27 protein-coding genes are annotated in these 23,594 nt (G+C 52.7%); 19 read left to right on the top strand and 8 right to left on the bottom strand.

The annotated features are described in order from the left end of the window. Nucleotides 1–40: 40 nt before the first annotated feature. The 4 genes from nsrR (at nt 41) to ACVXHP_RS14670 (ending at nt 5,514) form a co-directional block, all read left to right on the top strand. Nucleotides 41–466: a nitric oxide-sensing transcriptional repressor NsrR gene (nsrR, locus tag ACVXHP_RS14655; protein WP_003025609.1), complete on the top strand. Its 426-nt coding sequence runs from the start codon at nt 41–43 to the stop codon at nt 464–466. Nucleotides 467–504: 38 nt separating this feature from the next. Then, entirely contained in the window at nt 505–2,967 is a 2,463-nt protein-coding gene (rnr, locus tag ACVXHP_RS14660; RefSeq protein ID WP_200008184.1) for a ribonuclease R, read from the top strand. Between the two features lie 72 nt (nt 2,968–3,039). Continuing rightward, nucleotides 3,040–3,771, top strand: a complete 732-nt coding sequence (gene rlmB, locus ACVXHP_RS14665) for a 23S rRNA (guanosine(2251)-2'-O)-methyltransferase RlmB (protein WP_220393911.1) — start codon at nt 3,040–3,042, stop codon at nt 3,769–3,771. Nucleotides 3,772–3,891: 120 nt separating this feature from the next. Further along, on the top strand, nt 3,892–5,514 hold the full coding sequence (locus tag ACVXHP_RS14670; RefSeq protein ID WP_447571715.1) for an isovaleryl-CoA dehydrogenase: 1,623 nt from the start codon (nt 3,892–3,894) through the stop codon (nt 5,512–5,514). 87 nt (nt 5,515–5,601) lie between these two features. On the opposite strand, the gene yjfN is transcribed toward ACVXHP_RS14670, so the two are convergent. Both yjfN and bsmA read right to left on the bottom strand, forming a co-directional pair. After that, the gene (gene yjfN / locus ACVXHP_RS14675) at nt 5,602–5,877 is read right to left on the bottom strand and encodes a DUF1471 family protease activator YjfN (protein ID WP_200008189.1); all 276 of its coding nucleotides are present in this window, start codon (nt 5,875–5,877) and stop codon (nt 5,602–5,604) included. A gap of 147 nt (nt 5,878–6,024) precedes the next feature. Further along, a complete protein-coding gene (gene bsmA / locus ACVXHP_RS14680; RefSeq protein ID WP_200008191.1) occupies nt 6,025–6,354 on the bottom strand; it encodes a biofilm peroxide resistance protein BsmA in 330 nt (109 codons plus the stop codon). A gap of 182 nt (nt 6,355–6,536) precedes the next feature. Between bsmA and yjfP the strand changes: the two genes are divergently transcribed. Further along, nucleotides 6,537–7,286, top strand: coding sequence for an esterase (gene yjfP, locus ACVXHP_RS14685; protein WP_447571716.1), 750 nt, complete (start codon nt 6,537–6,539; stop codon nt 7,284–7,286). Here yjfP and ulaR read toward each other — a convergent pair. Together ulaR and ulaG are read right to left on the bottom strand one after the other, a co-directional pair. Then, nucleotides 7,283–8,038 carry an HTH-type transcriptional regulator UlaR gene (ulaR, locus tag ACVXHP_RS14690; protein WP_447571717.1) on the bottom strand — a complete coding sequence of 252 codons (756 nt, stop codon included), beginning with the start codon at nt 8,036–8,038 and terminating at the stop codon, nt 7,283–7,285. The two genes, yjfP and ulaR, sit on opposite strands and share 4 nt — an antisense overlap. A gap of 107 nt (nt 8,039–8,145) precedes the next feature. Then, entirely contained in the window at nt 8,146–9,210 is a 1,065-nt protein-coding gene (gene ulaG / locus ACVXHP_RS14695) for an L-ascorbate 6-phosphate lactonase (RefSeq protein WP_304702495.1), read from the bottom strand. Nucleotides 9,211–9,576: 366 nt separating this feature from the next. Between ulaG and ulaA the strand changes: the two genes are divergently transcribed. The 6 genes from ulaA to ACVXHP_RS14725 are packed head-to-tail and all read left to right on the top strand — an operon-like array spanning nt 9,577 to nt 13,987. Next, nucleotides 9,577–10,974, top strand: coding sequence for a PTS ascorbate transporter subunit IIC (gene ulaA / locus ACVXHP_RS14700; RefSeq protein WP_040232971.1), 1,398 nt, complete (start codon nt 9,577–9,579; stop codon nt 10,972–10,974). A gap of 15 nt (nt 10,975–10,989) precedes the next feature. After that, nucleotides 10,990–11,295 carry a PTS ascorbate transporter subunit IIB gene (gene ulaB / locus ACVXHP_RS14705; RefSeq protein ID WP_001577590.1) on the top strand — a complete coding sequence of 102 codons (306 nt, stop codon included), beginning with the start codon at nt 10,990–10,992 and terminating at the stop codon, nt 11,293–11,295. 11 nt (nt 11,296–11,306) lie between these two features. Continuing rightward, nucleotides 11,307–11,774 carry a PTS ascorbate transporter subunit IIA gene (ulaC, locus tag ACVXHP_RS14710; protein ID WP_038636563.1) on the top strand — a complete coding sequence of 156 codons (468 nt, stop codon included), beginning with the start codon at nt 11,307–11,309 and terminating at the stop codon, nt 11,772–11,774. A 12-nt stretch (nt 11,775–11,786) separates the two neighbouring features. Then, on the top strand, nt 11,787–12,437 hold the full coding sequence (gene ulaD, locus ACVXHP_RS14715) for a 3-keto-L-gulonate-6-phosphate decarboxylase UlaD (RefSeq protein WP_032940270.1): 651 nt from the start codon (nt 11,787–11,789) through the stop codon (nt 12,435–12,437). A gap of 9 nt (nt 12,438–12,446) precedes the next feature. Further along, a complete protein-coding gene (locus ACVXHP_RS14720; RefSeq protein ID WP_447571718.1) occupies nt 12,447–13,301 on the top strand; it encodes an L-ribulose-5-phosphate 3-epimerase in 855 nt (284 codons plus the stop codon). Beyond that, nucleotides 13,301–13,987, top strand: a complete 687-nt coding sequence (locus ACVXHP_RS14725; RefSeq protein WP_447571719.1) for an L-ribulose-5-phosphate 4-epimerase — start codon at nt 13,301–13,303, stop codon at nt 13,985–13,987. Before ACVXHP_RS14720 ends, ACVXHP_RS14725 begins: the two co-directional genes overlap by 1 nt. A gap of 62 nt (nt 13,988–14,049) precedes the next feature. Here ACVXHP_RS14725 and ACVXHP_RS14730 read toward each other — a convergent pair whose 3' ends face one another. Together ACVXHP_RS14730 and yjfY are read right to left on the bottom strand one after the other, a co-directional pair. Next, on the bottom strand, nt 14,050–15,243 hold the full coding sequence (locus ACVXHP_RS14730) for an MFS transporter (RefSeq protein WP_447571720.1): 1,194 nt from the start codon (nt 15,241–15,243) through the stop codon (nt 14,050–14,052). A 170-nt stretch (nt 15,244–15,413) separates the two neighbouring features. Continuing rightward, nucleotides 15,414–15,689, bottom strand: coding sequence for a DUF1471 family protein YjfY (gene yjfY, locus ACVXHP_RS14735; RefSeq protein ID WP_447571721.1), 276 nt, complete (start codon nt 15,687–15,689; stop codon nt 15,414–15,416). Nucleotides 15,690–15,987: 298 nt separating this feature from the next. On the opposite strand from yjfY, the gene ACVXHP_RS14740 reads away from it, so the two are divergent. The 6 genes from ACVXHP_RS14740 to ACVXHP_RS14765 all read left to right on the top strand — a co-directional run bounded on the left by ACVXHP_RS14740 (nt 15,988) and on the right by ACVXHP_RS14765 (nt 19,415). Continuing rightward, nucleotides 15,988–16,752 (top strand): TSUP family transporter, encoded by a 765-nt coding sequence (locus ACVXHP_RS14740; protein ID WP_200008204.1) that lies wholly within the window; start codon nt 15,988–15,990, stop codon nt 16,750–16,752. A gap of 158 nt (nt 16,753–16,910) precedes the next feature. Continuing rightward, complete coding sequence (gene rpsF, locus ACVXHP_RS14745; RefSeq protein ID WP_003025672.1) at nt 16,911–17,306, top strand: 30S ribosomal protein S6; 396 nt, start codon at nt 16,911–16,913, stop codon at nt 17,304–17,306. 6 nt (nt 17,307–17,312) lie between these two features. Continuing rightward, the gene (gene priB, locus ACVXHP_RS14750; protein ID WP_006686338.1) at nt 17,313–17,627 is read left to right on the top strand and encodes a primosomal replication protein N; all 315 of its coding nucleotides are present in this window, start codon (nt 17,313–17,315) and stop codon (nt 17,625–17,627) included. 4 nt (nt 17,628–17,631) lie between these two features. After that, nucleotides 17,632–17,859: a 30S ribosomal protein S18 gene (rpsR, locus tag ACVXHP_RS14755; protein ID WP_000135199.1), complete on the top strand. Its 228-nt coding sequence runs from the start codon at nt 17,632–17,634 to the stop codon at nt 17,857–17,859. A 41-nt stretch (nt 17,860–17,900) separates the two neighbouring features. Then, nucleotides 17,901–18,350, top strand: coding sequence for a 50S ribosomal protein L9 (rplI, locus tag ACVXHP_RS14760; RefSeq protein WP_003025676.1), 450 nt, complete (start codon nt 17,901–17,903; stop codon nt 18,348–18,350). Nucleotides 18,351–18,491: 141 nt separating this feature from the next. Beyond that, nucleotides 18,492–19,415 (top strand): DMT family transporter, encoded by a 924-nt coding sequence (locus ACVXHP_RS14765; RefSeq protein WP_200008206.1) that lies wholly within the window; start codon nt 18,492–18,494, stop codon nt 19,413–19,415. A 53-nt stretch (nt 19,416–19,468) separates the two neighbouring features. On the opposite strand, the gene ACVXHP_RS14770 is transcribed toward ACVXHP_RS14765, so the two are convergent. Continuing rightward, the gene (locus ACVXHP_RS14770) at nt 19,469–20,119 is read right to left on the bottom strand and encodes an OapA family protein (protein ID WP_316128887.1); all 651 of its coding nucleotides are present in this window, start codon (nt 20,117–20,119) and stop codon (nt 19,469–19,471) included. Between the two features lie 219 nt (nt 20,120–20,338). Between ACVXHP_RS14770 and fklB the strand changes: the two genes are divergently transcribed. Continuing rightward, on the top strand, nt 20,339–20,959 hold the full coding sequence (gene fklB / locus ACVXHP_RS14775; protein WP_038642968.1) for an FKBP-type peptidyl-prolyl cis-trans isomerase: 621 nt from the start codon (nt 20,339–20,341) through the stop codon (nt 20,957–20,959). Between the two features lie 308 nt (nt 20,960–21,267). Further along, nucleotides 21,268–22,677, top strand: a complete 1,410-nt coding sequence (gene cycA, locus ACVXHP_RS14780; RefSeq protein WP_447571722.1) for a D-serine/D-alanine/glycine transporter — start codon at nt 21,268–21,270, stop codon at nt 22,675–22,677. Between the two features lie 171 nt (nt 22,678–22,848). Here cycA and ytfE read toward each other — a convergent pair whose 3' ends face one another. Then, nucleotides 22,849–23,511: an iron-sulfur cluster repair protein YtfE gene (gene ytfE, locus ACVXHP_RS14785; RefSeq protein WP_079225626.1), complete on the bottom strand. Its 663-nt coding sequence runs from the start codon at nt 23,509–23,511 to the stop codon at nt 22,849–22,851. Nucleotides 23,512–23,594: the final 83 nt, after the last annotated feature.

Raw genomic sequence — 23,594 nt, forward strand, 5'->3', positions numbered from 1 at the left:
CACCAGGTTTATCCGTTTTATCCCTTTTCCTGAGGTTGATGTGCAGTTAACAAGTTTCACCGATTACGGATTACGTGCGCTAATCTACATGGCGTCACTTCCCGAAGGACGTATGACCAGTATTTCTGAGGTGACAGAAGTCTACGGCGTGTCCCGTAATCATATGGTCAAAATAATCAATCAACTTAGCCGGGCGGGCTTTGTTACTGCTATTCGAGGAAAAAATGGCGGTATCCGCCTGGGCAAACCGGCTAAGGATATTGGTATTGGTGATGTGGTTCGCGAGCTGGAACCCTTATCGCTGGTCAACTGTAGCAGCGAGTTTTGCCACATAACCCCTGCCTGCCGACTCAAACAGGCGCTTTCTAAAGCAGTGCAAAGTTTTCTCACGGAACTGGACAACTACACACTTGCTGATTTGGTTGAAGAAAATCAACCGCTTTATAAATTATTGCTGGTGGAGTGACGAAAATCTTCATCAGAGCTGACAACGGAGGAACCGAGATGTCACAAGATCCTTTCCAGGAACGCGAAGCTGAAAAATACGCGAACCCTATCCCGAGCCGGGAATTTATCCTCGAACATTTAACTAAACGTGAAAAACCGGCCAACCGCGATGAGCTGGCCGCTGAACTCAACATTGAAGGTGAAGAACAGCAAGAAGCGCTGCGTCGTCGCCTGCGCGCGATGGAGCGTGACGGGCAACTGGTCTTCACTCGTCGTCAGTGCTACGCGCTGCCGGAACGTCTCGACCTGCTGAAAGGTACCGTTATTGGCCACCGTGATGGCTACGGCTTTCTGCGCGTTGAAGGCCGCAAAGATGACCTCTACCTGTCCAGCGAGCAGATGAAAACCTGCATTCATGGCGATCAGGTGTTGGCGCAGCCGCTGGGCGCGGACCGTAAAGGTCGTCGCGAAGCGCGTATTGTGCGCGTACTGGTGCCGAAAACCAGCCAGATTGTCGGCCGCTACTTCACCGACGCTGGGGTCGGGTTTGTCGTTCCGGACGACAGCCGCCTGAGCTTCGATATCCTTATTCCGCCGGAAGAGGTGATGGGTGCGCGTATGGGCTTTGTGGTCGTGGTTGAGCTGACCCAGCGTCCAACCCGTCGCACCAAAGCGGTGGGTAAAATCGTTGAAGTCCTGGGCGACAACATGGGCACCAGCATGGCTGTTGATATGGCCCTGCGTACCCACGAAATCCCGTATATCTGGCCACAGGCAGTCGAAAAACAGGTTGCCGGGCTGAAAGAAGAAGTGCCGGAAGAGGCGAAAGTGGGACGTGTCGATCTACGCGATCTCCCGCTGGTCACTATTGATGGCGAAGATGCGCGTGACTTCGATGATGCGGTTTACTGCGAGAAGAAACGCGGCGGCGGCTGGCGTTTATGGGTGGCGATCGCTGACGTAAGCTATTACGTTCGCCCGCCGACTCCGCTGGATCAGGAAGCGCGAAGCCGTGGCACGTCTGTTTACTTCCCGTCGCAGGTGGTCCCAATGCTGCCGGAAGTGCTGTCTAACGGATTGTGTTCGCTGAACCCGCAGGTAGATCGCCTGTGTATGGTATGCGAAATGACAATTTCGTCGAAAGGTCGGTTAACCGGCTTTAAATTCTACGAAGCGGTAATGAGCTCCCATGCGCGTCTGACCTACACCAAAGTCTGGCATATGCTGCAAGGCGATCAGGAACTGCGCGAGCAGTATGCGCCGTTAGTGAAACACATTGAAGAGCTGCATAATCTCTACAAAGTGCTGGATAAAGCCCGGGAAGAACGTGGCGGCATCTCGTTTGAAAGTGAAGAAGCGAAGTTTATCTTCAACGCTGAACGTCGTATCGAACGTATCGAGCAGACGCAGCGTAACGACGCGCACAAGCTGATTGAAGAGTGCATGATCATGGCGAACATCTCAGCGGCGCGATTCGTTGAGAAAGCCAAAGAGCCAGCGTTGTTCCGTATTCACGATAAGCCGACGACCGAAGCGATTACCTCTTTCCGTTCCGTACTGGCGGAACTGGGTCTGGAATTGCCTGGCGGCAATAAACCTGAACCGCGTGATTACGCTGAACTGTTGGAGTCTATTGCTGACCGTCCTGACGCAGAAATGCTGCAAACTATGCTGCTGCGCTCGATGAAGCAGGCGATTTACGATCCGGAAAACCGGGGTCACTTTGGTCTGGCGCTGCAATCTTATGCGCACTTTACCTCGCCGATCCGTCGTTACCCGGATCTCTCTTTGCACCGTGCAATTAAATATTTACTGGCGCAGGAGCAGGGCCATAAAGGTAACACCACGGAAACGGGTGGCTACCATTATTCGATGGAAGAGATGCTGCAACTGGGCCAGCACTGTTCAATGGCCGAACGCCGTGCTGACGAAGCCACACGCGACGTCTCTGACTGGCTGAAGTGTGACTTCATGCTGGATCAGGTGGGTAACGTCTTTAAAGGCGTAATTGCCAGCGTGACCGGGTTTGGCTTCTTTGTCCGTCTTGATGAACTGTTTATCGACGGTCTGGTGCATGTTTCCTCCCTGGATAACGACTACTATCGCTTTGACCAGGTTGGGCAGCGCCTGACAGGTGAATCAAGCGGTCAGATGTATCGCCTGGGCGACCGCGTGGAAGTTCGCGTGGAAGCGGTCAACATGGACGAGCGTAAAATCGATTTCAGTTTGATCTCCAGCGAACGTGCGCCGCGCAATGAGGGCAAAACCGCACGTGAAAAAGCCAAAAAAGGCGATGCAGGTAAAAATACCGGTAAACGTCGTCAAATGGGTAAAAAGGTGAATTTCGAGCCGGATAGCGCTTTCCGCGGCGAGAAGAAAGGCAGAGCCAAACCTCAGGCGGATAAAAAAACGGCTGAGAAGAAAGGTGATAAAAAAGCGAAAAAGCCATCGGCAAAAACGCTTAAAATCGCTGCCGCCACCAAAGCTAAACGCGCGGCGAAAAAGAACGTCGCACAATAACAGCCATAAACTGTAAGTCGGGCAACCGTCATGTTGCCCGGCGTTACGCACAAACTATTAACGAGTACATTCATGAGTGAAATGATTTACGGCATCCACGCGGTGCAGGCTCTGCTGGAACGTGCGCCTGAGCGCTTCCAGGACGTCTTTATTCTCAAAGGCCGTGAAGATAAACGCCTGCTGCCGCTGATCCATGCCCTGGAAGCGCAGGGCGTTGTCATTCAGTTGGCTAACCGCCAGTTCCTGGATGAGAAAAGCGAGGGTGCGGTACATCAAGGGATTATTGCGCGCGTGAAGCCGGGTCGTCAGTATCAGGAGAACGATCTGCCGGATCTGATTGCCGCGCTCGATCAGCCGTTCTTTTTGATCCTCGATGGCGTCACCGATCCGCATAACCTGGGCGCATGCCTGCGTAGCGCGGATGCCGCTGGTGTACATGCGGTTATCGTACCGAAGGATCGCTCTGCACAGTTGAATGCGACGGCGAAAAAAGTGGCCTGTGGCGCAGCAGAAAGCGTGCCGCTGATCCGCGTAACTAACCTGGCGCGCACGATGCGTATGCTGCAGGAAGAGAATATCTGGATCGTCGGCACCGCTGGCGAAGCCGACCATACTCTCTATCAGAGCAAAATGACCGGACGTCTGGCGCTGGTCATGGGGGCGGAAGGTGAAGGTATGCGTCGTCTGACCCGCGAACATTGTGACGAACTGATCAGTATCCCGATGGCAGGGAGCGTTTCGTCGCTAAACGTTTCAGTCGCGACCGGCATCTGCCTGTTTGAGGCCGTTCGTCAGCGCGGCTAATTCATTCTCACTTTCTCTCAAGCCATCCCCTGGGATGGCTTTTTTGTGACCTTCATCCCAGGCACTCTCTTGTCTGGCTGGCCATACTTAAGGCCACGGCCATTGACGGAGGGAGACACAATGCACTGGCAAACGCATACCGTTTTTAACCAACCTGTACCGCTCAATAACAGTAACTTATACCTGTCCGATGGCGCCCTGTGTGAAGCGGTTATCCGCGAAGGGGCTGGCTGGGACAGCGATCTGTTGGCGAGTATTGGCCAGCAGCTAGGCACCGCAGAGTCGCTCGAACTGGGTCGCCTGGCAAATGCTTTTCCACCCGAACTTTTGCGTTACGACCCGCAGGGGCAGCGACTGGACGATGTGCGTTTCCATCCTGCCTGGCATTTACTAATGCAGGGACTGTGCGCCAACCGCGTGCATAACCTTGCCTGGGAAGACGAAGCGCGGCAGGGAACATTTGTTGCCCGTGCGGCGCGTTTCATGCTGCATGCGCAGGTGGAAGCCGGCACTTTGTGTCCGGTGACCATGACCTTTGCCGCCACGCCGCTGTTACTGCAGATGCTACCTTCACAATTTCACAACTGGTTTACGCCGCTGCTAAGCGACCGTTATGACTCGCATTTACTGCCGGGTGGGCAAAAACGTGGGCTGCTGATCGGCATGGGAATGACCGAGAAACAGGGGGGTTCAGATGTGCTGAGCAATACCACCCAAGCGGAACGTCTCGCAGACGGCTCGTATCGGTTGGTGGGACATAAGTGGTTTTTCTCCGTGCCGCAAAGTGATGCTCATTTGGTGCTGGCACAGGCAAAAGGAGGATTATCCTGCTTTTTTGTACCGCGATTTTTACCCGATGGACGGCGTAATGCCATCCGTCTGGAACGCCTGAAAGATAAGTTAGGCAATCGCTCCAATGCCAGCTGTGAGGTTGAGTTCCAGGATGCCATTGGCTGGTTGCTGGGCGAAGAAGGAGAAGGTATACGGCATATCCTGAAAATGGGCGGTATGACGCGTTTTGACTGCGCGCTCGGCAGCCATAGCATGATGCGACGTGCCTTTTCCGTGGCGATTTATCATGCGCACCAACGACAGGTATTTGGCAAGCCATTGATTGAACAGCCGATGATGCGCCAGGTCTTAAGCCGAATGGCGCTCCAGTTGGAAGGCCAGACCGCGTTACTGTTTCGGCTGGCACGGGCCTGGGACCGCCGCGCTGATGCCAAAGAAGCGTTGTGGGCTCGGTTGTTTACGCCAGCGGCGAAATATTCTGTCTGCAAAAGCGGGATGCCGTTTGTCGCTGAGGCGATGGAAGTATTGGGTGGAGCTGGCTACTGCGAGGAGAGTGAGTTGCCACGTTTGTACCGTGAGATGCCGGTAAACAGTATCTGGGAAGGCTCCGGCAACATTATGTGCCTTGATGTATTGCGGGTGCTGACAAAACAACCCGGTATTTACGATATGCTCAGTGAAGCCTTTGCCGAGGTCAAAGGCCAGGATCGTCATTACGATCGGATGGTTCGTCAGTTGCAGCAACACCTGCGTAAACCCAGTGAAGAATTGGGCCGGGAGATTACGCAGCAGCTTTTCCTGCTTGGTTGCGGGGCGCAAATGTTGCGCTATGCCTCTCCGCCAGTGGCGCAGGCCTGGTGTCAGATGATGTTGGATACGCGTGGTGGACGACGAGTGTCTGAACAGGTACAGAACGATCTGTTGCTACGGGCAACGGGAGGATTACGGTAATAATATGCCTGATGGCGACGCTGGCGCGTCTTATCATGATGCCTACGTTAACGTAGGCCGGATAAGTTTACGCCATCCGGCAATCTGTTACGCATAGAGTATGGCCTGGACGCGCCAGTTATCGGGTTGTTGATCTTCGTACATTTGAATGATCCGATACCATGAGGCACCTTGTTCATCCGCTTTTAACGCAACGACACGTTCTACATCCTGCGGATTTCCTGCAATGTTACTGACGGATATCAGCCCTATTTCGTTCAGGCCGGTAACACAGTCAGCACTGGCGAACTCGGCAGACTGCGCCGTAGTACCTACCAGTCCGGTAGAAAGCAGCAGTGAGGATAAGGCTAGTGATTGTTTCATCGTCAGCTCCATTATTCGTACCCCTACACACGGCAGGGCATTCCATCGCGATAATAAACCTCAAGCTTCCTGCTGTTGGTTTATTGTGCACAGGTAAACGCATAGGGGCGCAAAGCAATGTAAAGCTGACTAAATTTCAAACCAATGTTATTTACGATACAAAATCGCCTGTGAATACCATTGGCCTGTCACAATGGTCTCATCGACTAATAAGACCACGTAATAATCAGCCTTCGCCGCGACGGCTTTATCGCGGATTTCTGCCAGCGCATCATCCGGAGAACCTCTTACCAACGCGCTAACCGTCCCTATTCGCTGTAACCCATTACTCTGGTTACGGCGGATCTCCTGCGGGTGGTCGGCAACGGGCGGTGCGGGTTGCGGCGTTCCCTGTAGTACGCTACAGGCGCTTAAAAATAAAACCAGCACCAAAGAGGCAAACCGACGCATAACTCTATCTCGTTTCCTGATAGCCATAGTGTAGTGCCTTATTAATTTCCCTTTAGGGGGAATGTTCCCGAATTGTTATCTCTCACGCGATTTTCGAATGAAAATGTTGCGAAAGCGTAACCCAGTTCTCAACATTATGAATCATTGTCGAACACATTCGCTTGCGTTAAGTATTGCTGCATGGCATACCAGAAAGAAAGAGGCGACAAATGATCGAAATTGAAACACGACAGTTGGCGGGTATTCCTGTTCTGCACGCCGTTCCGGCTGGTAAACGCGACTGTTCACTCCCCTGTATTATTTTCTATCACGGATTTACATCTTCCAGCCTGGTCTACAGCTATTTTGCCGTTGCTCTGGCTCAGGCCGGGTTCCGGGTAGTAATGCCAGATGCGCCAGACCATGGTGCCCGCTTCAAGGGGGACGCACAGGGGCGTATGTACCGCTTTTGGCATATCTTGCAGCAAAACATGCAAGAATTTTCGACGTTACGTGCGGCGCTGGTGGCGGAAAATTGGCTGTCAGATGAACGTCTTGCTGTAGGCGGGGCGTCAATGGGAGGAATGACGGCCCTGGGCATTATGGCCCGTCATCCTGAGGTTAAATGTGTAGCCAGCCTGATGGGTTCGGGCTACTTTACCCGTCTTGCGCAGACGCTTTTTCCGCCTTTATTGGTCCAGACGCCAGAACAGCAGGCTGAGTTTGATGCCCTCATCGCGCCGCTGGCCGAATGGGAAGTGACGCACCAGTTGCCACGCCTGGCCGACAGACCGTTGCTGCTGTGGCATGGGCAGGAAGATGATGTGGTACCGGCCGTTGAAACCTTCCGCTTACAGCAGGCGCTGATTCAGGCAGGTCTGGACAATAATCTGACCTGCCTGTGGGAAGCAGGCGTACGCCACCGCATTACGCCAGAAGCGCTGGCTGCGACGGCGGCGTTTTTCCGCCAGCACCTTTAAACGCGCATAATGCTTACGCCCTGAGTTTCGAGCTGTTGCAGGATCTCAGGGTTCGCATTTTTGCCGGTAATCAGCATATCGATTTGATCGGCGCGGCTGAACAGCATCCCCGCGCGTTCACCGACCTTACTGCTATCGACCAACACCACCAGTTTGCCCACCACGTTAAGCATCTTCTGCTCCGCCATCGCGGTTAGCATATCGGTTTTATACAGTCCATCTGCGGTCAAGCCTTTGCCGCTGGTAAACATCCAGTGCCCGGCATATAGGCTATTTTCGCTGCCTTGTGGGCTAAGCGTGATGGATTGGCTCTTGTTGTATTGCCCTCCCATGATGATCACGCTGTCATGCTCCTGGTCGATCAAATAGTTCGCCAGCGGCAGATAATTAGTGATGATCTGCACCGGCTTGCCGCACATTTCACGTCCGAGCAGGAAGGCGGTCGATCCGCAGTTGATCACCACGCTTTCACCGGCATTCACCAGTTGGGATGCCGCTTTGGCAATACGAACCTTTTCATCGTGGTTCTGCGCCTGATGCAGATTCATTGGCGTCCAGCGCGGGCGCTGTTGAGTGATGGCTTCTGCGCCGTTACGAACTTTCTTGAGTTTGCCGCTTTCGTCGAGTTTGTTGATATCCCGGCGGGCTGTGGCGGGTGAAATCCCCAGGCGCTCAATTACGTTCTCAACGGTAACAAAGCCCAACTGCGCCAGCATATCCAGCAATATTTGATGTCTTTGTGCTTCAGTCATGAGCTATTCCGATACAAATTGATTTGAAAAGATGATATTTGAAATAGCCTGGAAATACTAAAGTAAATGGGAAAAAATGCCGGGTTAGGCCCGGCATTTGGTGTGGATCACAAGAAGGATTTAAACGGTAGATCCGGTTCAATCGTGAAACAGTCATCAAAGCCGCGTGGATAGTGATATTCAAAGTTATCTTTATCCAGCGGCCAGGTGAATTTGCCACCGACCTGCCAGATGAATGGCTTAAAGCCATACTTCAGACGATCTTTTTTCATCTCCCATAGCACACGAATTTCCTGAGGATCGGCCTGGAAGTTTGACCAGATGTCATGATGGAACGGGATGACGACTTTTGTATTCAACGCTTCCGCCATACGCAGCATGTCGGCGCTGGTCATCTTGTCGGTAATGCCACGCGGGTTTTCGCCATAGGAGCCGAGCGCGACGTCGATCTGATGCTCGTTGCCGTGTTTTGCATAATAGTTGGAGTAGTGGGAGTCGCCGCTGTGATACAGCGTGCCGCCCGGCGTTTTGAACAGATAGTTAACGGCGCGCGCGTCCATACCGTCTGGCAGCACCCCCGCCGCTTTCTGATCGGCGGGGAGAGTGATCAGTGCGGTACGATCAAAAGCATCAAGCGCATGAATTTCAATATCTTTCACTTTAACCACATCGCCGGGTTTTACCACGATGCAGCGATCTTTCGGCACGCCCCAGCCGACCCACAGATCCACACAGGTTTGCGGTCCAATAAACGGCACGTCGTCCGCGCAGTTCTGCATGACCGCAGCCGCGACATTTACGTCGATGTGATCGTTATGATCGTGCGTAGCCAGCACCGCATCGATCTGGCGAATGGCAAACGGATCAAGCACAAATGGCGTGGTACGCAGGTTTGGCTGCAGTTTCTTTACGCCCGCCATGCGCTGCATCTGGTGACCGGTTTTCATCAGCGGATTACCGTGACTTTGTTTACCTGTTCCGCACCAGAAATCGACGCAGACGTTAGTCCCGCCTTCCGACTTTAGCCAAATTCCGGTACAGCCAAGCCACCACATAGCAAAGGTGCCAGGTGCGACCTGTTCCTGTTCGATCTCTTCATTCAGCCAGCTTCCCCACTCCGGGAATGTGCTCAGAATCCATGATTCGCGCGTGATGCTTTTTACTTTACTCATCGCATTTACCTTCATGTTGGTTCAAGTTGAATCAAATTATGATTTGTTTTGATTGATACTGACATCAATTTATCAAGAAGGCAATGCGTGGATTTTTCTGATTCCGCAGTAAAGCGCCTATAACTCACAACGTAACGGGATGCTTTGCAAAGATCTATTTTTGTATTCTATTGTTTTTATGAGTTTTATTTTTTTCTCTATGAATAACTAATAAAACCCTGGCATTGGTAAGAGATTTATTTGCGTACTCCATCACATTTAATCAAATTCAATCTTGTTGTGATTACTTTTGAAAATTAGAGTGGAGGCACAACATCCTGAGCATCTGTAATGAATGTTCAGCAACTTTGTCTACTGGAGATCGTTATGGAGATCCTCTACAACATCTTTACCGTCTTTTTTAATCAGGTCATGACCAACGCGCCGTTGCTGTTGGGTATTGTGACCTGCCTCGGCTACATCCTGTTGCGCAAAAGCGTCAGCGTTATTATCAAAGGCACGATCAAAACGATTATCGGTTTTATGTTGCTGCAGGCGGGATCGGGCATTCTGACCAGCACGTTTAAGCCGGTAGTGGCGAAGATGTCCGAGGTGTACGGTATCAATGGTGCGATTTCCGATACCTATGCCTCCATGATGGCAACCATCGAACGAATGGGGGATGCCTACAGTTGGGTAGGGTACGCCGTATTGTTGGCGCTGGCGCTGAACATTTGTTACGTACTGCTACGGCGTATTACCGGCATTCGCACCATCATGCTCACCGGGCACATCATGTTCCAGCAGGCGGGCTTGATTGCGGTCTCTTTCTATATCTTCGGCTACTCCATGTGGACCACCATTATCTGCACGGCGGTGCTGGTGTCGCTCTACTGGGGGATTACCTCCAATATGATGTACAAGCCGACACAGGAAGTGACCGACGGCTGCGGTTTTTCCATCGGTCACCAGCAGCAGTTCGCTTCATGGATTGCCTACAAAGTCGCGCCTTATCTGGGTAAAAAAGAGGAGAGCGTAGAAGATCTCAAACTGCCTGGCTGGCTGAATATCTTCCATGACAACATCGTTTCCACCGCGATTGTCATGACCATTTTCTTCGGGGCGATCCTGCTCTCTTTCGGCATTGATGTGGTTCAGGCAATGGCGGGGAAAACGCACTGGACAGTGTACATCCTGCAGACCGGTTTTTCGTTTGCCGTCGCGATCTTCATCATCACCCAGGGCGTACGTATGTTCGTCGCCGAACTTTCAGAAGCGTTCAACGGTATCTCACAGCGTCTGATTCCCGGTGCGGTATTGGCGATTGACTGTGCGGCGATATACAGCTTTGCTCCCAACGCGGTGGTGTGGGGCTTCATGTGGGGCACCATCGGCCAACTGATTGCGGTAGGCATCCTTGTGGGCTGCGGCTCCTCCATTCTGATAATCCCCGGCTTTATCCCGATGTTTTTCTCCAATGCCACTATCGGCGTGTTTGCTAATCACTTTGGCGGCTGGCGCGCGGCGCTCAAGATTTGTCTGGTGATGGGGATGATTGAAATCTTTGGCTGCGTCTGGGCGGTGAAACTCACCGGTATGAGCGCCTGGATGGGGATGGCGGACTGGTCAATTCTGGCGCCGCCGATGATGCAGGGCTTTGCCTCCATCGGCATCGTGTTTATGGCCGTCATTATTCTGATTGCACTGGCTTATATGTTTTTCGCAGGACGCACGTTGCGCGCTGAGGAAGACGCAGAAAAACAACTGGCAGAACACTCTGCTTAATAAGGAGTTCCGATTATGACCGTACGTATTCTGGCTGTGTGTGGCAATGGGCAGGGCAGTTCCATGATCATGAAGATGAAAGTGGACCAGTTTTTAACCCAGTCAAATATTGACCATACGGTGAACAGCTGCGCAGTGGGTGAGTACAAAAGTGAACTGAACGGCGCGGATATCATCATCGCCTCTACCCATATTGCCGGTGAAATTACCGTAACCGGCAATAAATATGTTGTTGGCGTACGCAACATGCTGTCGCCCGCCGATTTTGGACCAAAACTGCTGGAAGTGATCAAAGCGCATTTCCCACAGGACGTGAAGTAAGGACACGGCATATGAAATTACGTGATTCGCTGGCAGACAATAACGCCATCCTGCTACAGGCCGAGGCCAACACCTGGCAGGAAGCGGTAAAACTGGGCGTCGATTTGCTGGTTAAGGCTGACGTGGTTGAACCGCGCTACTACCAGGCCATTCTTGATGGCGTAGAACAGTTTGGTCCGTACTTCGTCATTGCGCCAGGACTGGCGATGCCGCACGGTCGCCCGGAAGAAGGGGTGAAGAAGACCGGCTTTGCGCTGGTGACGCTGAAAACCCCGCTGGTGTTTAACCACGAAGATAACGATCCGGTAGACATTCTAATCACGATGGCGGCGGTCGACGCTAATACGCATCAGGAAGTGGGCATCATGCAGATCGTGAATCTGTTTGACGATGAAGCCAATTTCGACCGTTTACGTGCCTGCCGCACCGCGCAGGAAGTGCTGGATTTAATTGATAACGCCACTGCGGCGGCTGTTTAAAAGGATACCGAAATGTCATTACCTATGTTGCAGGTTGCGCTGGATAACCAATCAATGTCTTCTGCGTATGAAACAACGCGTCTGATCGCCGAAGAGGTCGATATTATTGAGGTGGGCACCATTCTTTGTGTTGCCGAGGGCGTACGTGCCGTACGTGACCTGAAGGCGCTCTATCCGCATAAAATTGTGCTGGCGGACGCCAAAATCGCCGATGCGGGTAAAATCCTCTCCCGCATGTGTTTCGAGGCCAACGCTGATTGGGTCACCGTTATCTGCTGTGCGGATATCAATACCACCAAAGGTGCGCTCGAGGTGGCGAAAGAATTTAACGGCGACGTACAGATTGAACTGACCGGTTACTGGACCTGGGAACAGGCTCAGGAGTGGCGTGACGCGGGTATCGGGCAGGTTGTCTATCATCGCAGTCGTGATGCGCAGGCCGCAGGTGTGGCGTGGGGAGAGGCGGATATCAGTGCCATCAAACGCCTGTCTGATATGGGCTTTAAAGTCACCGTAACCGGCGGCCTGGCGCTGGAGGATCTGCCGCTGTTCCAGGGGATCCCGATTCACGTGTTTATCGCTGGTCGCAGTATTCGTGATGCCGCTTCGCCGGTTGAGGCAGCGCGTCAGTTCAAACGTTCCATCGCCCAGTTGTGGGGCTAAGGAGCGACTATGTTGTCGAAACAGGTCCCGCTCGGTATTTATGAAAAAGCGCTCCCCGGAGGGGAGTGCTGGCTGGATCGCTTGTGGCTGGCGAAAGAGTTGGGTTTTGACTTTGTCGAAATGTCGGTTGATGAAACCGATGCCCGCCTTGCGCGCCTTGACTGGAGCCGCGAGCAGCGTCTGGCGCTGGTGACTGCCATCGCTGAAACGGGAGTACGCGTACCTTCTATGTGCCTGAGCGCTCACCGCCGTTTCCCGCTGGGGAGCGAAGATGATGCGGTGCGCGATCAGGGACTGGAGATTATGCGGAAAGCCATTCAGTTTGCGCAGGATATTGGGATTCGCGTGATTCAACTGGCGGGCTATGACGTCTATTACCAGCAGGCCAACAACGAAACGCGTCGTCGATTTCGCGATGGGCTAAAAGAGAGCGTTGAAATGGCGAGTCGCGCGCAGGTGACGCTGGCGATGGAAATCATGGATTATCCGCTGATGAATTCGATCAGTAAGGCGCTGGGTTATGCCCACTATCTCAATAACCCGTGGTTCCAGCTGTATCCCGATATTGGCAATTTGTCAGCGTGGGATAACGACGTACAGATGGAGCTACAGGCTGGAATAGGCCATATCGTGGCTGTCCACGTGAAGGACACCAAACCCGGCGTGTTCAAAAATGTGCCGTTTGGTGAAGGTGTTGTCGATTTTGAACGTTGTTTTACGACTCTTAAACAGAGTGGGTATTGCGGGCCATACCTGATTGAGATGTGGAGTGAAACGACGGACGATCCGGCGCGTGAGGTGGCGAAGGCGCGCGATTGGGTGAAAGCGCGGATGGCCAGCGCAGGTCTGGTGGAGGCGGTGTAATGCAAAAACTTAAACAGCAGGTTTTTGAGGCCAATATGGATCTGCCGCGTTACGGGCTGGTGACGTTTACCTGGGGTAACGTCAGCGCCATCGACCGCGAGCGGGGGCTGGTGGTGATTAAGCCCAGCGGCGTCGACTATCAAACGATGCAGGTTGGCGACATGGTGATCGTGGATTTGGATGGCAACGTGGTGGAAGGACGCTATCGTCCTTCTTCCGATACAGCCACCCATCTGGCGCTGTATCGCCGCTATTTATCTCTTGGCGGCGTGGTGCACACCCACTCAACTCACGCGACGGCATGGGCGCAGGCAGGGCGAGCAATTCCGGCACTCGGTACGACGCATGTGGATTACTTTTTTGGTGATATCCCCTGTACGCGGGCGTTAACTGAAGCAGAGGTTCAGGGCGAGTATGAGCTGAATACCGGCAAGGTGATTATCGAAACGCTGGGGAGCGCGGAGCCTTTGCATACGCCCGGCGTGGTGGTGTATCAGCATGGCCCGTTTGCCTGGGGTAAAGATGCTCACGACGCGGTACACAACGCTGTGGTGATGGAAGAGGTCGCAAAAATGGCATGGATTGCGCGTGGCATTAATCCGGCCCTCAGCCCCATCGACAGTTATCTGATGAATAAACACTTCATGCGTAAGCACGGTCCAAACGCCTACTACGGACAGAAGTAACGTCTTTGCCCCGGACAACGTGCATCTGCGGATGTGCGTCACCGATCTGTTCGGGGCAATCTTCAGCGTTGCTGGTAAGCCGCTGGTGTAAATCGCATTCCTGCTAAAACTATCGCACAAATGACAGCTCCAGCGTAAAACGTCGAGGCTGCGCCCAACGTTTCCCACAGAATGCCCGCGCCGGTACTGGCTAACAGCAGGGCGATGCCACTGATCAGATTAAACATACCGAAGGCCGTACCGCGTAGTTCTGCTGGCGCGGTATGCGCAATCATGGCAGCCAGCAACCCTTGCGTCATGCCCATATGAATTCCCCACAGTCCCACGCCTATTAGTAACGTGCTCCAGTGGTGACTCAGCGCCAGAGTGATATCCGCCGCGATCAGGACCAGCAGGCCTGCCTGTAACATGCGGGTATGGTTCATGCTGTCAGACATTTTACCAAAAGGATAAGCCGACAGACTGTAGACCAGATTCATGGCGACCATCACCAGCGGAATGGCAAACAGCGGAATATCCATTTGATATGCGCGCAACACGAGAAACGCTTCGCTAAAGCGGGCGAGCGTGAAGAGCGCGCCCAGTCCCACGACCCACCAGTAGGCTGCGCTCAGCTTTTGCAGGTTTTCCCGTCGTAACGGATTGGTGCGTTTATCAGTGACGGGGGTTTTCGGTTCACTCAGGCCAAACCATAGCAGGGCAATAGAGAGCACTCCAGGGATGACGGCAACCCAGAAGATAGTGTGAAAATCGTTGTTCCATAGCAGCATTAGCCCGACGGCGAGCAGGGGCCCCAGAAATGCGCCAACGGTATCCAAAGATTGGCGCAGGCCATAGGCGGCACCGCGGATCTCGGACGGGGTGACATCCGCGACTAACGCATCCCTGGGGGCGCCGCGAATACCTTTACCCACACGATCAATCATGCGAGCGCTGAGTACCATGCCTGATGAGCCCGCCATCGCGAACAGGGGCTTACTCAGTGCCCCCAAACCATAACCGAGCATCGCCAGACCTTTGCGCTTTCCCAGATAATCACTGAGGACGCCGGAAAAAACCTTAATGATCAGCGCGGTGGCTTCAGCTAATCCTTCAATCAGGCCAATGATAATGACTCTGGCTCCCAGCGTGGTTGCCATAAACAACGGCAGCAGGCTATGGATCATTTCGGAGGAGACATCCATGAGCAGACTCACGCCGCCCAGCACCCAAACGCCTTTTGGTATGCGGTTCAGCGTCGCATAGCGTGCAAACATGGTTTTGCTCCAGAGAATCAGTTCGGTAATGCTTTATTTAATCAGTAAATGATGACCAGGATAAGATACAAAGAAAAATAATTCTCATTTACCTGATGTGCAAAAAAAAGCCCCCGGTGAAGGGGGCAAGTCAAACGGTGGCAATGTTCTCGTTGGTTGTTTGCGGGTAGTTAGCGATAAATATCTGCACTGGCGTGCATATTTCCGTTACTACCGGGTTCCCTGGTGAGGAGCACGTGGTAGTAGTTTGCGCCTTGCGCATCGGTCTCTTCATTCAGGGCCTGAGTGGCTTCACTTTCAGTGGCGAAGTTATGATTTATGTAAATAACGCCTAAGCTCTGCACATCATCCATATTCCTGGCCTGATGATTGTCAATTTTGATGGCTGCCGTTGCATTTGCACTGAGCAAAAGCACAGCCAGAAGGGTCAAAACACGGGCTCGCATATGTACCTCCTCGACTGCGGTCTCTGGTTGCCTCTCTCCTGTGAGTGATTAGCTTCTGATGTAATTTTAACCGCTACCGGCGCAGGCGTTAGCGACCATTTCTGATGCAGTTGTTCAAAAAATTACCGCATGCCCGCCTTTTCTTTTATTTACAAGTAACTGATAGATATCGCTGCGTTAAAAAATACCTGTCTTTCGCGCACAAACTCTTACCAAATCGTCAATTTAAACAGATGGGTACCCCGTTTATAGTGAGCCGTATAATTAATATAACTTTATGATAATAAGGCAAAAACTTATGGATACTTCATTCATGGATTTCAGCTACTTCGTGATTATGTTTATGGTCGCGCTGGTGGCTGGCTTTATTAACGTGGTGTCGGGCGGCGGTGGATTTCTCTCTATTGGCGCACTGTTAATTTCTGGTTTACCCCCGGCGAACGCGCTGGCAACCAATAAAATTCAGGCGCTGGGCAGTTCGCTGACATCCGGTATTTACTTTTTACGCCGGGGACATATCAACGTGCAGGAGCACAAGTATGTGTTCCTGTCTGCTTTTATCGGCTCAGCGTTAGGCACGACGCTCATTCAGTTCATTGAACCGGAAGTGTTGAAAAAACTGCTTCCGGTACTGATTATCGCCGTCGCCATCTACTTTATTGCTGCTCCCAACCTCAGCGAACCGAAAAGAAAGCAGCAGGTCTCCCTGTTTTTCTTTTCACTGATCTGCGGCGGCTGCATTGGCTTTTATGATGGATTTCTTGGCGCTGGTGCGGGCTCCTTTTATACGCTCTGCTATATCCTGTTGTGGGGATACAGCATCGATAAGGCGCAAATTCACTCGAATTTTATTAACCTTGCATCGAACATCGCCTCGATTTTGTTCTTCATTTTCGGTGGCAAAATGATCTGGTCGCTGGGGCTGGTGATGTTTGCCGGGCAATCGCTCGGCGCGCGTCTTGGCGCAACGGTGGTACTGACGCGCGGGAAGAAAGTTATCCGGCCGATGATTGTCATTGTCTCTATTTGCATCAGCGTCAAAATGCTGCTGGATATGTATTAATAGCGGCATGGTAAATAATCGTACAAGCACCTTGAGTTTACCGGCTGACCCCAGTATTATGACGCGTCATTTTTCAGCCGACCTTTAACACGTTCCTTGCCTCCATGGGCCTCGGCTGACCCAGACAGGAGGCTGAATAATCCGTAAGGAGCAATTCGATGCGTCATTACGAAATCGTTTTTATGGTCCATCCTGACCAGAGCGAACAGGTTCCGGGTATGATCGAACGCTACACTGCTGCCATCACTGGTGCAGAAGGCACGATCCACCGTCTGGAAGACTGGGGCCGCCGTCAGCTGGCTTACCCGATCAACAAACTGCACAAAGCTCACTACGTTCTGATGAACGTTGAAGCGCCGCAGGAAGTGATCGATGAGCTGGAAACTACCTTCCGCTTCAACGATGCCGTTATCCGCAGCATGGTTATGCGTACTAAACACGCTGTTACCGAAGCATCTCCGATGGTTAAAGCGAAAGACGAGCGCCGTGAGCGTCGCGATGATTTCGCAAACGAAACCGCAGATGATGCTGAAGCTGGGGATTCTGAAGAGTAATTTCTGATGACCAACCGTCTGGCGTTGTCCGGCACCGTGTGCAGGGCCCCCCTTCGAAAGGTCAGTCCATCAGGAATTCCTCATTGCCAGTTCGTGCTTGAGCATCGTTCTGTGCAGGAGGAAGCCGGGTTTCACCGGCAGGCGTGGTGCCAAATGCCCGTTATTGTTAGCGGACACGAAAACCAGGCCATTACTCACAGTATAACGGTCGGTAGCGCAGTAACCGTTCAGGGGTTCATCTCTTGCCATAAGGCAAAGAACGGCCTGAGCAAAATGGTTCTGCATGCCGAGCAGATTGAATTGATAGATTCTGGAGACTAGCCATATGGCACGTTATTTCCGTCGTCGCAAGTTCTGCCGTTTCACCGCGGAAGGCGTTCAAGAGATCGACTATAAAGATATCGCTACGCTGAAAAACTACATCACCGAAAGCGGTAAGATTGTCCCAAGCCGTATCACCGGTACCCGTGCAAAATACCAGCGTCAGCTGGCTCGCGCTATCAAACGCGCTCGCTACCTGTCCCTGCTGCCGTACACTGATCGTCATCAGTAATCGGTCACGGTCCATTAATACGACTTTGAGAGGATAAGGTAATGCAAGTTATTCTGCTTGATAAAGTAGCAAACCTGGGTAGCCTGGGTGATCAGGTTAACGTTAAAGCGGGCTATGCTCGTAACTTCCTGGTACCACAGGGTAAAGCTGTTCCTGCTACCAAGAAAAACGTTGAATTTTTCGAAGCGCGTCGCGCTGAGCTGGAAGCTAAACTGGCTGACGTACTGTCCGCTGCTGAAGCTCGTGCTGAGAAAATCAACGCACTGGAAACCGTAACCATCGCGTCTAAAGCTGGCGACGAAGGTAAACTGTTCGGTTCCATCGGTACTCGCGACATCGCTGACGCTGTAACTGCAGCTGGCGTTGAAGTAGCTAAGAGCGAAGTTCGTCTGCCGAACGGCGTTCTGCGTACCACTGGCGAGCACGAAGTGAGCTTCCAGGTTCACAGCGAAGTGTTTGCTAAGCTGACTGTAAACGTAGTTGCAGAATAAGTTTTTATTCTGATAACCGCGTAAAAGCGCCGGCCCTGTGCCGGCGTTTTGCTTTTCTGTTCCCCGCTTTTCTCTCTGGCTATTCTTTGTCCTTTTCGGGATAATCACAAAAATAAAACATTATTTCAAAGTGGTGATGGAATGGAACCAACGCACCAACCTCTGTTTGCGCGTAAAAATGTTGTCTACCTGAGTGCGGCGTTCTGCTGTCTGCTGTGGGGAAGTGCCTATCCGGCGATCAAAAGCGGATATGAAATCTTCCAGATTGCCACGGATGACATCCCCTCGAAAATTGTCTTTGCCGGCTATCGCTTCCTGTTTGCGGGATTATTGCTGCTCCTGCTGGCGGTGGCACAGCGTAAACCGATTGGCCGGTTAAGTCCGCGTCAGTACGGTCAGCTCACGCTGTTGGGGCTGACGCAGACTTCGCTGCAATATATTTTCTTTTATATTGGCCTGGCTTTCACCACGGGGGTGAAAGGATCCATCATGAACGCGACAGGCACGTTCTTCAGCGTGCTGCTGGCGCATTTTATCTATCAGAACGATAAACTCAGCTACAACAAGGCGCTGGGCTGTATCCTGGGTTTTACCGGCGTGATGGTGGTGAACTTTAGTAGTGGGCTGGATTTTAGCTTCAGCCTGTTAGGAGACGGCTCGGTGGTGATGGCGGCCTTTATTCTCTCTGCCGCCACGTTATACGGCAAACGCATTTCTCAAACGGTCGACCCAACGGTAATGACGGGTTATCAGTTGGGGGTAGGCGGTCTGGCGCTGGTAATCGGCGGTTATGCTTTTGGCGGGACGCTGACCGTACACGGCGCGTCTTCGGTGGCGATTCTGGGCTACCTGACGTTGCTCTCTTCGGTGGCATTTGCCTTGTGGAGTATTTTGCTCAAGCACAACCGCGTTGGGATGATTGCGCCGTTTAACTTCCTGATCCCAGTTTCAGGTGCAGTACTGTCGGCGATTTTCCTCGGCGAAAATATTCTCGAATGGAAATATGCGGTAGCGTTAGTGCTGGTCTGTTCGGGGATCTGGTGGGTGAACAAGGTGAAACGCTAACGCTTCACCTTGCTGCCTGATGGCACTGCGCTTATCAGTCCTGCGCGTGCTGGCTAACGGGCGCGAATAAAACTGCCGTTAGGCTGGCGGGTAAACAGGACCTGCTGGCCATTTCCGGTATCAATGGTTAATCCTGTCACTACGCCATTGGCGTTCTGCCTGATCTGCACCATCTGTCCGTCTTTCAGATTGCTCAGCGGTTTTCCGGCACCTTCTACCTGCGCCATGGCGTACACATCGGTTGGCGGGAGATTGTGGTCACGGAATACCTGGGCCAGCGTTTTGCCCGAATCTACGCGGTAGGAACGCCACTGCTGGTCAATCCCGCTATCCGGCTGGAAAGGTTGCGTCTGCGGCTGTGATTGCTGGGCCTGTGGCTGTGCGTCTGGTTCCCCTTCCTGGATGGGCTCCGGCGCTACCGGCGCGACCTGGCCAGGATCGTTTTGCGGGGTGACCAGCTGTGCCTGAAGCTGGGCCTCTGTCGGCGGCTGTGACTGCGACTGCAAATCCAACTGAGCAGTACGCGCGACCACTGGTGCATCGCTGGTGTCGCTGGAAGGGAGCAGGAAACCTATCACCAGCACGATAGCCGCAGCAATAATGCCACGGCGGTGCATCGGCGGCAGCGGGTCCATAATGCGAAAATTGTCCGGTGCATGCCAGATTTTCGCCAGGGTTGGTTTTAATTCAAAGCGCCCGGGCATGGCTTTCCTCCTGCTCCGCGTCTCGTTCCTCAGTCATAGAGTATAGATCGCTAACTCTATGATACTTGTTCGGGTACCCGCTTTCGTGACATTCATGCGGACAATAGTCATTGTTTCTTTTTCCTCGCGATTTGTCATCAGTTCCCGAGACAAAGTTTTACCGGATGCGGCATGGCTGATATGCTGCCCGCTACTTTACATCCGATGAAAGGAAATATGATGGCTACCCCGACTTTTGACACTATCGAAGCGCAAGCAAGCTACGGCATTGGTTTGCAGGTAGGACAGCAGCTGAGCGAATCCGGTCTGGAAGGGCTGTTACCTGAAGCGCTGGTAGCGGGTATCGCTGACGCGCTGGAAGGCAAGCATCCGGCAGTGCCTGTTGATGTTGTGCATCGCGCACTGCGTGAAATCCACGAACGTGCTGATGCCGTTCGTCGCGAGCGTTTCCAGGCGATGGCCGCTGATGGCGTTAAATATCTGGAAGAAAACCGTGAGAAAGAGGGTGTGAACAGCACTGAATCCGGTTTGCAGTTCCGTGTTCTGACTCAGGGCGAAGGCGCTATCCCGGCACGCACCGACCGCGTTCGCGTGCACTACACCGGTAAACTGATCGACGGTACCGTGTTTGACAGCTCTGTCGCACGTGGCGAACCGGCTGAATTCCCGGTTAACGGCGTAATTCCAGGCTGGATTGAAGCGCTGACTCTGATGCCGGTAGGTTCCAAATGGGAACTGACTATTCCTCAGGAACTGGCTTACGGCGAGCGTGGCGCTGGCGCGTCCATTCCTCCGTTCAGCACGCTGGTCTTCGACGTTGAACTGCTTGAGATCCTGTAAGCAGTGACTTCTGTTCCCCCCGAGGCTGGGGGGAGCAAAGAAATAGCGTGAAAAGCTATAGTTACGCCGTTGTCGATATTTTATCTTGCAAATGCCTCACCAGCGTGTATTTTTGTGAGCTGATTCGCGCTATCAGAGTGATATGACACTCACTTTAAACATTAAATTAACATTATATCTAAATCTTAGTATTCATCCCGCCAATTCTTACCTAATATCGATGAGTCCTGCTAACAGGATCGTCGTATCATAGACACACTAAAGGCCGTAGAGCCTGAACAACACAGACAGGTACAGGAAGAAAAAACATGGTAGATCAGGTAAAAGTCGAAGCCGCAGAAGAGGCTTCGTCTGAACAGTCGCTACGGCGCAATCTCACAAACCGTCATATTCAACTTATTGCCATTGGCGGCGCTATCGGTACCGGCCTGTTTATGGGCTCCGGTAAAACCATTAGTCTCGCCGGACCGTCGATCATCTTTGTGTATATGATCATCGGTTTCATGCTGTTTTTCGTGATGCGCGCAATGGGAGAGTTGCTGCTCTCGAATCTGGAGTACAAATCCTTTAGTGATTTTGCCTCCGACCTGCTCGGACCATGGGCCGGGTATTTTACCGGTTGGACTTACTGGTTCTGCTGGGTTGTTACCGGGATGGCAGACGTTGTCGCCATTACGGCGTATGCGCAATTCTGGTTCCCCGAACTCTCAGACTGGGTCGCCTCGCTGGCGGTGATCGTGCTGCTGCTGAGCCTCAACCTCGCCACGGTAAAAATGTTCGGTGAGATGGAGTTCTGGTTTGCGATGATCAAAATCGTTGCCATTATCGGTCTGATTGTCGTCGGCCTGGTGATGGTGCTGACGCACTTCCAGTCGCCTACTGGCGTTCAGGCATCGTTCACGCATCTGTGGAATGACGGTGGCTGGTTCCCGAAAGGGCTGAGCGGCTTCTTTGCCGGCTTCCAGATTGCGGTGTTCGCGTTTGTGGGCATTGAACTGGTGGGGACAACCGCTGCGGAAACCAAAGACCCGGAGAAATCTCTGCCGCGCGCCATTAACTCGATCCCGATCCGTATCATCATGTTCTACGTTTTCGCGCTGATTGTGATTATGTCCGTCACGCCGTGGAGCTCGGTGGTGCCAACCAAGAGCCCATTCGTTGAACTGTTTGTCCTGGTCGGTCTGCCCGCTGCGGCGAGCCTGATCAACTTTGTGGTACTAACTTCTGCCGCCTCTTCCGCAAACAGCGGCGTGTTCTCTACCAGCCGTATGCTGTTTGGTCTGGCGCAGGAAGGCGTGGCGCCGAAAGCGTTTGCCAAACTCTCTAAGCGCGCGGTTCCGGCGAAAGGTTTAACCTTCTCCTGTATCTGCCTGTTGGGCGGCGTGGTGATGCTGTATGTGAATCCGAGCGTGATTGGCGCGTTCACCATGATCACTACCGTGTCGGCGATTCTGTTCATGTTCGTCTGGACCATCATTCTTTGCTCGTACCTGGTGTACCGCAAGCAGCGTCCGCACCTGCATGAAACATCAATCTACAAGATGCCGCTCGGCAAACTGATGTGCTGGGTATGTATGGCGTTCTTCGTCTTCGTACTGGTACTGCTGACGCTGGAAGATGATACCCGCCAGGCGCTGATCGTGACGCCGCTGTGGTTCATCGCGCTGGGTCTGGGCTGGTTGTTTATCGGCAAGAAACGTATGGCAGGTACGCGTTAATCGCTAAGACGTGAGATGTAGGCCGGATAAGGCATTTACGCCGCATCCGGCAATATGCCGCCGGGATTGCCTGATGCGGCTTCGCTTATCAGGCCTATGTTCTGACACAAAAAAGGCCACATAAGCAGTGGCCGAATTCGGACTTCAGGAAGGCGCTCTCGGGCGCCTTTTTTATTCACCTGCGAGGGCACGCGGGAACAATACATTATTTTCCAGACTGATGTGTTCCATCAGGTCGTCGATCATCTCGTTAATGCCGTTATACATAGCTTTCCAGGTGGTGCAGGCTTCTGGCGGTGGCGTCACGTTGTGGGTGATGTGTTTGATCACTTCGACCAGTTCACCGGCATCGTCATGCTCGCTTTCCATCACGCTGATTGGTCCCATCGCCTGGCTACCCATGCCCTGTTTAATCATCGGGAACAGGATCTGCTCTTCCTTCATCATGTGGCTGGACAGTTCTTCATGCAGCATGCTCAGGTTCTTCGCCAGGCCGCGCGGTACGTTCGGTTTGTCTGCGTGAACGCGTTCAACTTTAGTGGCCTGCAGGATCAGCTCCGGCAGCTGTTCGCGGTGTCTGTCGTGATAACGCACGATGATATGGTCGATGATTTCAGCCAGCGCCACGGTACGCCAGTCTTTCTCCAGTGGCTGTTCAGCCAGCTGCGCGAGCTGCGCCTCAATAACGTCTAAATCCAGCTCTTTACGTGCGGCAGCGCGTGCCAGCGTTTGCTTACCGCCGCAGCAGTAATCCATATCGTATTTACGAAACAGGGCCGAAGCGCGAGGAATAGAGAGCGCCAGTTCACCTAAAGGTTGATCGCGATAAGACATTGCCATTACCTCATTCTCAATAATATAAGGTGTATTTTAAATGCAACTTATAGGGAAGGCTATAACCCTTTCGGGGTGGGGTG

The sequence above is a fragment of the Citrobacter freundii complex sp. 2025EL-00176 genome (genome assembly GCF_053309355.1).